This window comes from Aliterella sp. E5.1 (genome assembly GCF_057473825.1).
The window spans coordinates 1-9,417 of the sequence record NZ_JBYCCV010000125.1; the positions used below are offsets into that span (position 1 = coordinate 1).

Here is a 9,417-nt window from a genome sequence, read left to right on the forward strand (position 1 = left end):
CATATTTGAGTGCTTTCTCCAACATTTCTTTGCTTTCAGATATCTCCACTTGGAACGGACGACTCATAACTTTTCCTTTCCCCTTACACTTATGCTAATTTAGCGCACCTTCATTCAGAATTGGTATAAGGTAATTGTTAATCGCAAAATAGCCGGAGATGTAGACGAATTAAAAGCTATTTTGCAAGGCGCATATACTTACGAGCAAGTAATGAAAATGGCAGAGGATTTAATTGCTCAAATGGATGAAGCTATGCAACAATCAACCCTACCCTCTAGCCCCAATCTGCAACGAATTGATAGTCTATGTATAGAGTTAGTAGAAATGCAAGGGTGGTAAAAAATAGACACTTTATACTAAATTCATTAGTCGGCTTCAGCCGAATTTAGCTATAAGCAAGCGGGTTTTAACCCTAGGTGGGCTATCTCAAAAATAGCTTGTATGCCAGGTTTGTATTCTCATCCCAATACTGATAGCCTAAGTTATCAAGAAAAGATTGCCACTGTACTATCTCGTCGGGGGAAACTTGTACGCCTACAACAATTCGCCCGTAATCTGCGCCGTTGTTGCGGTAGTGAAATAAGCTAATATTCCAGTCGGGACTCATAGAACCCACAAATTTCATTAATGCGCCAGGACGTTCGGGGAACTCAAAGCGGTAGAGTAGTTCATTATCGGCTAAATGCGATCGCCCGCCTACCATATGCCGCAAATGCAACTTTGTTAATTCGTCATCGGTGAGATCGATAGTTTTGAACCCATGCGCTTCAAAGTTTTCTACCATCAAAGCAGCATCAGCACGGTTTTGAATTTGTAAGCCCACAAAAATATGTGCTTCTTGTTCATCTGCAATTCGATAGCTAAATTCTGTCAAGTTGCGTCTACCTAAGCACTCGCAAAACTTACGCAGACTTCCTCTTGCTTCAGGAATTGCCACCGCAAAAATAGCTTCTCGGCGTTCGCCTAATTCTGCTCTTTCAGCTACAAAGCGGAGGCGATCGAAATTCATGTTTGCACCGCAAGCCACCGCAACTAAGGTTTGATTTTCAATTTGCTCTCTTTCGACGTAAACTTTAGCTGCGGCGATCGCCAATGCCCCGGCAGGTTCTAATATTGACCTAGTATCCTCAAATACATCTTTAATTGCCGCACAAGTAGCATCAGTATTGACCAAAATAATCTCATCGACATATTGCTGGCACAATCGGAAGGTTTCTTCCCCTACTTCCCGCACCGCAACTCCATCTGCAAATAAGCCGACTTGAGACAATCGAACTCTTTTCCCTGCTTTTAGCGATTGATTCATCGCATCAGAATCTACAGGTTCAACCCCGATAATTTTAATTTCGGGGCGCAACCTTTTTACATACGCCGCAATCCCGGAAATTAAACCACCACCCCCAATCGCCACAAAAATTGCATGAATAGGTTGCTGGTATTGGCGCAAAATTTCCATACCAATTGTTCCCTGCCCAGCAATTACGTCGGGATCGTCGAAGGGATGAATAAAAGTTAAACCTTTTTCTACTTCTAGCTGACGGGCATAAATATAAGCATCGTCATAAGTATCGCCATGCAGTACCACCTCACCGCCCCGCGCTTTGACCGCATTTACTTTGACTTGGGGAGTAGTTACAGGCATGACAATAATTGCCTTCGTTTTTAGCTGACGGGCAGCTAAAGCTACTCCTTGGGCATGGTTTCCGGCAGAAGCGGCAATTACTCCCTGGGCTAGTTTCTCTGGCGATAGCCCTACCATTTTGTTGTAAGCACCCCGTAGTTTAAAAGAGAAAACTGATTGCATATCTTCGCGCTTAAGCAAAAGTTTATTATTTAGTCGCGTTGATAGGTTGGGGGCGTATTCCAGGGGCGTTTCTTGGGCAACATCATAAACACGGGCAGTAAGAATTTGTACCAGATAGTCGCAAAGCATGAGGTTAGTAAATGCAGGAGGGAAGATTATCTTACTTTACCGATTAACCAGTTTTAATAAATGAGCAGGTAACGGTAGTTTATTGTATTCCACAGGCTCAAAGGAGTATGTAGTTTGTAAACTCTCAAGTAGAGTCTGAGTAGGGTAAAAAAGAAAATTGTTTCCTCTGGGCGAAACTGTTGGCACAACTGGATCGACGACCAACTGAAACCTAACATTATCTTTGACTAAATAGCTTAAGGAAATCGCATTACCTAGAGTTGTATCTCCGAGGCTACTAATAACTATAGGTTTATCTTGGCTATTGAGAAACACTGCAACGCTTGAATTACCGTAACTAATGCCTTTATTCCACCAAGTCGATGATTGCCAGCTAGTAGCACAAGAAATAACACCCACAGTTAAAATTACCGCTAATAGTACGCGCCCAAATTGACGTTGTAGAAATTGGGAGTGCTGGAGTAGATAATTAACTAAATAAGCGATCGCTAATTGGACTTCAATCAGCATTGGCACAAAGTAACGAGTATGACTAGATCGTTGTCCACCAATAACAAGATCTGGCAAGATTAGGGCGCTTGCAGGTAAGCCAATTAGCAGCACCACAAACAACCAAGTAGGGAGCGGTACAGGATAATAAAGTATCCAAAGAGCATAGCTTACCAATAATAAAACTAAGGGCGGCACAAAGTAGGTATACACGTTGTCTAAGGGAAGTCCAAAATCAATAAAACTGCTACTAATGTGCAGTCCCCACAGTTTTATGAGTAATTCCCTAGGCGGTAATGTTTTTGTCCAAGCAGTTTTAGATTCTAAACTTAGCCAATTTTGAATTAAGACAATAATCCAAGGTGTAAAAGCGATCGCACCCGCTAATAAAGCGAGTAAAAATCGTTGCACAGTTTGCCAAGCAAAAGGACGCGCCACAAGTACAACAATGCTGTGACACATCAACACCAGTATTGAAAGCAAAAAAGTATATAGGTTTAAAGCTACAGTTACCGCGTACAATCCCCAACTTACCCAAGTTTGAACGCGCATAGCACGGAACAAAGCCGCCGACGAAAGCAGAGTTACAAGCGTCCACAAACTAGATTGACGCGCTTCTTGGGCATAAAGAATATGAAAGGGTGAAACGGCAAATATTGCGATCGCTATCCATTGTCCTTTTGACTGCCCAAATAGTTCAAGGTAAAGCCAATACAGCGCGGGAAATGCTAGTAAACTAAATACTACTGACAAGCTTCTCACGGCTGTTACATTACTACCAAGTAACTCCATAAACAGCCGTGCTAATAAGTAATACAATGGCGGATGTTCGGGATGAGTAGTTAGAGAATGCCAAGTTTTATCCCAACTGCGCCTTGGGTCAAGCTTTTGATACTGCAATAATGTATCAGGAGAAATAGGAATATCAGTAAAGACTTGAGCAATAATTTCTTCTCCGGTATAGCCTGCTGCCCGAACAGAAGTAAATACTTCGTCATGCCAATACACTTTTTGCCCGATATTGGTGACACGAAAGAAAATACCTAACGCTAAAGTAGCTACAACCAAAAACATCAGCCTGCGTAAATGTTTTTGGGGTATTTCCATGTTTTCTTAAACTGGCGATTGACCGTAAAAAGGCAAAGCATCTATCCAATAGGGGCATTTTCCTTTTTGCCATTGCACGCCAGCAATTTCTAAAACACTCGTAACTGTTGCCCCTAAACCATCTTCAGCTTTAATTAGTTGATAAGGTGTATGCCAAGTTTCTAAGGTTTTTTGCCAAGCTTCCACCGTCATCAAGCTATCTGGCAATAGCGCCGTTGCACCCGAATAAATAGCTGCATATACAAGGTTTGTTTGGGCGGGAATTTGGACAGCGATCGCATTTTCTGTTTTTTCTGCCCGTGCGATCGCCTCCAAACTAGATATCGCAAATAAAGGTACATCTAACTGTTGCGCCAAAGTACGGGCTGTAACTACCCCAATTCGAGTGCTGGTAAAGCTACCAGGTCCTTTAGCTACAGCAATAAAGCCTAAATCTGCCCAAGTTTGCGGCTGGATATAGTCAGCCAAATGATAGTGTAAATGAGTAGAGAGACTCCGCCCTAAATCCCATACTTGAGAGCGCGAGTCATCGTTGAAGTTGCTTACAGCTAAGCCAAGTTCTGAACTGGTGGTATGAATAGCTAAGCCGTATTTCACGTTGGTACTAATTCGCCTGGTCGTAGTTTCGCCCATTTGCCTATTTCTTGCTTAAAACTCAAGCAACCAACTACATCCCACTCCATTTGAATTTCCTCATCTGTAGTGCGAATATTCACATTGATCGAGGGTTCGTTTGGTTCAAAATCGGGCATTTCTGTCAAATGCGGCTGTTGATGCTGATGCTCTACTGCATTATAGGTAATGCAGCGATCGACATAATGGCAGTTTATACAAATACACATAATCCAACTCCAGAGGATTTTTCTGTTAATCTGTTGCAAACCCTAGTCGGGATTTTAACTTAACCAAAACCCCGCACGATCTGGATCTTAACATTTCGCTTAGGGAGTGTTGGGTATCAATATCTTTGCTTTGTGCCTTATGTCTTCTGCATTGTCTCCCCAATCTTGGTGCTTTGACTCAGCCTGGATACCTCAAAATGCTTATTTGGTAGGTGGTGCGGTACGAGATGCTTTGCTAGAAAGAGAATCTGAATATTTAGATTTAGATTTTGTTTTGCTAGACGCAGTAAAAATAGCTCGAAAAATGGCTAGTTACTACAAAGCTGGGTTTGTATTGTTGGATGCCGATCGCCAAATTGCTAGAGTTGTATTTAAGCAAGCTACCGTAGACTTTGCCCAACAACAAGGAGAGACGTTAGAGGAAGACTTATATCGGCGCGATTTTACTGTAAATGCGATCGCTTACAATCCTCACACCAAAGAAATTATCGATCCTTTAAAAGGTTACAAAGATTTGCAAAACCGCATTATGCGGATGGTATCGAAAGCCAATTTACAAGACGATCCATTGCGGCTATTACGAGCATACCGCCAAGCTGCCCAATTGGGTTTTGCGATCGCGCCAGAAACTCAAGCAACTATTCGCACTCTTGCACCATTATTGAGTAAAATTGCTCCCGAAAGAGTACGAGTAGAACTCAACTATCTATTAAATAGTCTTAAAGGTACTCCTTGGTTAAAAAGTGCTTGGGAAGATGGATTAATAAATATTTGGTTTCCTCACAGCACCCAGCAGCAGTATGAAACTTTAGCACTGGTAGACTCCGCCGCCCTTTCCCTTCCTCAATTACCTTTATTTCAAGCTTTAAGCGACACACTTAAAACTACTTGGTTGGCAATTGCCAAAATAGCCTGTTTAGTTAGTAATAATCCCGAACAAGCAGAAATTGAACTACAGCAATTAACATACAGCCGTGCAGAAATTCGCGCAGTCACAACAGCACTTAAATTATTACCGCAATTGCAAGCAAAAGCCGACAATTTAACCTTGAAAGACCAATATTTATTGTTTCGTCAAGCAGGGGCAGTTTTTCCGGTCTTAGCCGTTCTAGCAGTGGCAAAGGGGACGCAAAAAGACAACCTAACTCCCTTAATTAATTGCTATCTCTCGCCAAACGATCCGGTTGCTCATCCACAATTACTGATTAACGGCAAAGACTTGATGCAAGCTTTGAACATACCGCCTAGTCCCGTTGTTGGGGAATTATTGAATGAAATTGCGATCGCTCAAATTGAAGGTAAAATCTCTAATCCCGCCCAGGCTATGGAATTAGCCGCCAATTTACTTAAAACTTCGTAGACTATATTCGGTACGATTTAATTAGTAAAAGGCGATCTCATCGCCTAATTAAGGGCTAAAGTTCTAGTTTTTAAGTTTCATCAAAAGTAATTCCCAATCTTCGATTAATTCTTCCGTATTTTTCTGAAAGGCGCTAATGTGCTGAGATGCCATGTGCTGTTGCCAAAGTTCCTGACTTACCCAGTTCTCGTAAAATAAAAGCACTGCGATATCATCAATAGCACGATGCAGATCGTAACCAAGACATCCATCCTCCAATAAAGTAAGCTCAATCAACTGCAATAATTCTTGATGCAACAATGCTTCCGAACCTCGCTTTGCTCGGATCTTAACGACAACCGTAAGTTGAGTCATGGCGTAGCCTCTCACTAAGCGTTTATTAATTGCGTCAGCACAACCTTACCAATTGCTCTACCTGACTCAGCGTATTTATGAGCAGCAGCAACGTCAGCCATGTTGAAAATTTTGGAATCTAGAAGTGGGCTTATTTTCCCTTTATCTACTAAATGAGCTAATTTTGAGAGAATTTCGCCATGATAAACGCGACCCATACCAAATAGCATAGGAATCAGCATAAAAACAAGATGTAAAGTTAGTCCTTTGATATGAAGCAACGTTAAATCCTGCGATGACAAAGAAACCGTAGACACAATGGTTCCATTGGGTTTTGCAGCTTTGAAGGCATTTTGAAGATTGTCATTACCAACTGTATCAAACACTACATTAAAACCCTGACCGCCCGTATATTTCGCAACAAATTCCTCTACAGATTGCTGTTGGTAGTTAATGGTAAAATCCGCACCCAAACGCCGAGCGATCTCTGCTTTCTCATCACTAGAAACTAGGGCGTATACCGTTGCTCCTGACCACTTTGCTAATTGAACACCGATGGAGCCTACACCCCCTGTTGCTCCGTAAACTAAGACTTTTTGCCCTGGCTGAACCCGTGCGCGATCAATAAGTCCTTCCCAAGCAGTGATTGAAACCAAGGGTAAAGCCGCCGCTTCTACCATCGTTACTGATTCTGGTTTATGAGCGACTAAGTTAGCGTCAGCCAACATATATTCAGCCAACGCGCCACCCAGATCTTTTACCCCGCCAGCACAGCCATAAACTTCATCTCCAACTTTAAAACCATCTACTCCTTCGCCAATATCTTCAATAATTCCGGCAACATCTCCGTGTAAAATAGCTGGAAAATTGGGTGCAATATCTGTAACGATACCTTGTCTAATTTTGTAATCAACTGGATTAACGCTTGTAGCAGCAACTCGAATCAAGACACTATTAGGAATAACATCTGGAATAGGCAAATCTGTCTCTTGGAAATTTTCTGGGGAACCAAATTGCTTAATTACTAAAGCCTTCATAGTTTTGTTTTAGCAGAAGAAGGAACATTTATTTAGTACCATTGCAGTATTCCTGGCTGTAAGGATTTACAGAAAGGTGCAATAGTTACTTTTTGGTAAATATGGCTTTAAATATTGATGCCAACGATCCCCCACTGAGCTATCAACCTCAGCCTGCTTTAGAGCGGGTTGCCCAAATGGATTTGTTTGGTACAAACTGCGCTGGGCATCTAATGCTAGAGCATATTGCAAATAAATGGACGATTTTGATTGTTTATGCTTTAACTCAAGGGAAAAAACGCTATAGCGAACTTAAGCAACAAATTGTTGGAGTGTCGCCTAAAATGTTAATCCAAACCCTGCGAAACTTAGAGCGATGTGGATTGATTCATAGAGAGGTATACCCAACTGTTCCTCCACGAGTTGAATATTCACTCACTCCACTAGGGGTTACTCTTGTTGAACCATTAGCAATAATTGGTGAATGGGCATATCAGCACATTTCCGATGTAAAAACTGCAACGAAAAACTACGACAATAATCCAGATATTAATAATTACTGGAAACCTAAATAGGCTATTCAAAAATATAGAAGTAATTATGGAACAATTTTATAAACTACTCGTTCTGGTTAGCAAAATTGACTAGAAGGGACGAATCAAATGCTTTTACTCCTTAAATGCTGTGTTTTTGCTCTATTAAGTCTTAGTTTACTACCGCCTCTTGTAGCGGAAACTGTAGCTAATCAAAGCATAGTTCGGCAAAAACAAAGTAAATGGCAAGAAAGACCTGACTTTGGCAAATATTTTCAGCAAGCAGGTGTCAAAGGAACTTTTGTACTGTATGACCTCAAAAAAGATCGGTATTTGGTTTACAACGCCAAACGAGCAAATACTCCTTATGTTCCTGCTTCTACTTTCAAAATTTTTAACTCGCTAGTTGCGCTAGAAACTGGTGTAGTAAAAGATGAAAACGAAGTTATTAAATGGGATGGCGTAAAAAGAGAGATTCCCCAGTGGAATCAAGATCACACTATGAAAACTGCAATCAAAGTCTCCGCCGTCTGGTTTTATCAAGAACTAGCAAGACGCATTGGAGAAAAACGAATGCAGAATTATATTAATTTAACCAACTATGGTAATCGAGATATTGGTGGAGGAATAGATAAATTTTGGTTGCAGGGAGACTTACGCATCAGTCCCAAAGAGCAAGTAGATTTTTTAGTGAAACTGCATAATAATAAGCTGCCTTTTTCCCCTAGAGCGATCGCAATTGTCAAAAATATTATCACTATGGAGAAAACGGAAGATTATGTATTGCGAGGTAAAACAGGCGTAGAGTCCGAAGTTGGTTGGTATGTAGGTTACTTAGAACGCAATGGTAATACCTATTTTTTTGCCACTCAACTAGACATCGCCGAACCAAAAGATATCAAAGCAAGGATTGAAATTACGAGAAATATTTTAAAAGACATGGGACTGCTGCCAAAAAAATCCTAAATCCGTCATGGGGTTGTTGTCTGAGTCGATAGCTTAAGGCAAATATGTTTCTAGATAAAATGCTCTGAAACTTAACTTATGGCCTTTGATTACGATTTATTTGTGATTGGTACAGGTCCAGGAGGTTCAGCGACGGCTAAACAAGCCACGTCTTATGGTAAACGTGTTGCGGATCGCTGAACAAGAGACTATTGGCGGTACTTGTATCAATCGTGGCTGCATTCCAAAAAAGTTTATTGTCTATGCTGCTGACTTCGCTTTGCAAAATCAAGTAGCATCCAATTACGGTTGGGATAATGTTGGTAGAACCTTTGACTGGTCGCGTTTGATAGAAGCCGTGCAAAAGCAAGTTGAACAGCGCAACAATTCCTATAAACAACAGTTTCAAAAAGCAGGTATAGAATTACTACGAGGTAAAGCAACTTTTATCGATTCCCACACTGTAGAAGTTGATAAGCGCAAAGTTACCGCCGATAAAATAGTAATTGCTGTAGGCGGACACCCAAATAAACCAGATTTACCAGGAATAGAATACGCCATTACGTCCCGCGAGATGTTTCAACTACCGCAGCTACCCAAACGCCTAGCAATTGTAGGTAGTGGCTATATTGGCGTGGAATTTTCCAGCATAATGAATGCTTTTGGTGTCGAAGTTACGATGATGGACAATGACGAATTAATTTTGTCGGGCTTTGACGATGATATTCGATCTAGGGCGTATCTGCAAAGTCTGGATGTAGCGTAATGAGCTATTTTAACCAGATAAGAATCGCCGCAATCATCAGCATTGCTAGGTAGTTTTCGGCTCGTTTTTCATAACGAGTAGCTACCCGACGA

The 9,417-nt window shown here is 41.3% G+C and carries 9 protein-coding genes and 2 pseudogenes; 5 read left to right on the top strand and 6 right to left on the bottom strand.

Features of this window, described 5'->3' with window-relative positions:
• Positions 1–127: 127 nt before the first annotated feature.
• Positions 128–340, top strand: a pseudogene (locus AC2VE5_RS22220) (nucleotidyltransferase); the annotation flags it as partial.
• 82 nt (positions 341–422) lie between these two features.
• Here AC2VE5_RS22220 and ilvA read toward each other — a convergent pair.
• From ilvA to AC2VE5_RS22240, 4 genes are read right to left on the bottom strand one after another with little or no spacing between them, the layout of a single operon-like run.
• A complete protein-coding gene (gene ilvA / locus AC2VE5_RS22225; RefSeq protein WP_486889859.1) occupies positions 423–1,934 on the bottom strand; it encodes a threonine ammonia-lyase, biosynthetic in 1,512 nt (503 codons plus the stop codon).
• 36 nt (positions 1,935–1,970) lie between these two features.
• Complete coding sequence (locus AC2VE5_RS22230; protein WP_486889860.1) at positions 1,971–3,530, bottom strand: glycosyltransferase family 39 protein; 1,560 nt, start codon at positions 3,528–3,530, stop codon at positions 1,971–1,973.
• A 6-nt stretch (positions 3,531–3,536) separates the two neighbouring features.
• Complete coding sequence (tsaB, locus tag AC2VE5_RS22235; RefSeq protein ID WP_486889861.1) at positions 3,537–4,163, bottom strand: tRNA (adenosine(37)-N6)-threonylcarbamoyltransferase complex dimerization subunit type 1 TsaB; 627 nt, start codon at positions 4,161–4,163, stop codon at positions 3,537–3,539.
• A complete protein-coding gene (locus tag AC2VE5_RS22240) occupies positions 4,124–4,372 on the bottom strand; it encodes a Ycf34 family protein (RefSeq protein ID WP_486889862.1) in 249 nt (82 codons plus the stop codon). The genes tsaB and AC2VE5_RS22240 overlap by 40 nt, the downstream gene beginning before the upstream one ends.
• Before the next feature lie 139 nt (positions 4,373–4,511).
• Here AC2VE5_RS22240 and AC2VE5_RS22245 point away from each other — a divergent pair, with 139 nt between their 5' ends.
• The gene (locus AC2VE5_RS22245; protein ID WP_486889863.1) at positions 4,512–5,732 is read left to right on the top strand and encodes a CCA tRNA nucleotidyltransferase; all 1,221 of its coding nucleotides are present in this window, start codon (positions 4,512–4,514) and stop codon (positions 5,730–5,732) included.
• Between the two features lie 63 nt (positions 5,733–5,795).
• Here AC2VE5_RS22245 and AC2VE5_RS22250 read toward each other — a convergent pair whose 3' ends face one another.
• Both AC2VE5_RS22250 and AC2VE5_RS22255 read right to left on the bottom strand, forming a co-directional pair.
• Positions 5,796–6,086: a putative quinol monooxygenase gene (locus tag AC2VE5_RS22250; protein WP_486889864.1), complete on the bottom strand. Its 291-nt coding sequence runs from the start codon at positions 6,084–6,086 to the stop codon at positions 5,796–5,798.
• A gap of 14 nt (positions 6,087–6,100) precedes the next feature.
• A complete protein-coding gene (locus tag AC2VE5_RS22255; RefSeq protein WP_486889865.1) occupies positions 6,101–7,102 on the bottom strand; it encodes a zinc-dependent alcohol dehydrogenase family protein in 1,002 nt (333 codons plus the stop codon).
• 101 nt (positions 7,103–7,203) lie between these two features.
• Here AC2VE5_RS22255 and AC2VE5_RS22260 point away from each other — a divergent pair, with 101 nt between their 5' ends.
• The 3 genes and pseudogenes from AC2VE5_RS22260 to AC2VE5_RS22270 form a co-directional block, all read left to right on the top strand.
• Positions 7,204–7,656, top strand: a complete 453-nt coding sequence (locus AC2VE5_RS22260) for a winged helix-turn-helix transcriptional regulator (protein ID WP_486889866.1) — start codon at positions 7,204–7,206, stop codon at positions 7,654–7,656.
• Between the two features lie 87 nt (positions 7,657–7,743).
• On the top strand, positions 7,744–8,580 hold the full coding sequence (gene blaOXA, locus AC2VE5_RS22265; protein WP_486889867.1) for a class D beta-lactamase: 837 nt from the start codon (positions 7,744–7,746) through the stop codon (positions 8,578–8,580).
• Between the two features lie 78 nt (positions 8,581–8,658).
• Positions 8,659–9,292: pseudogene (locus AC2VE5_RS22270) on the top strand (FAD-dependent oxidoreductase); the annotation flags it as partial.
• Positions 9,293–9,417 lie beyond the last annotated feature (125 nt).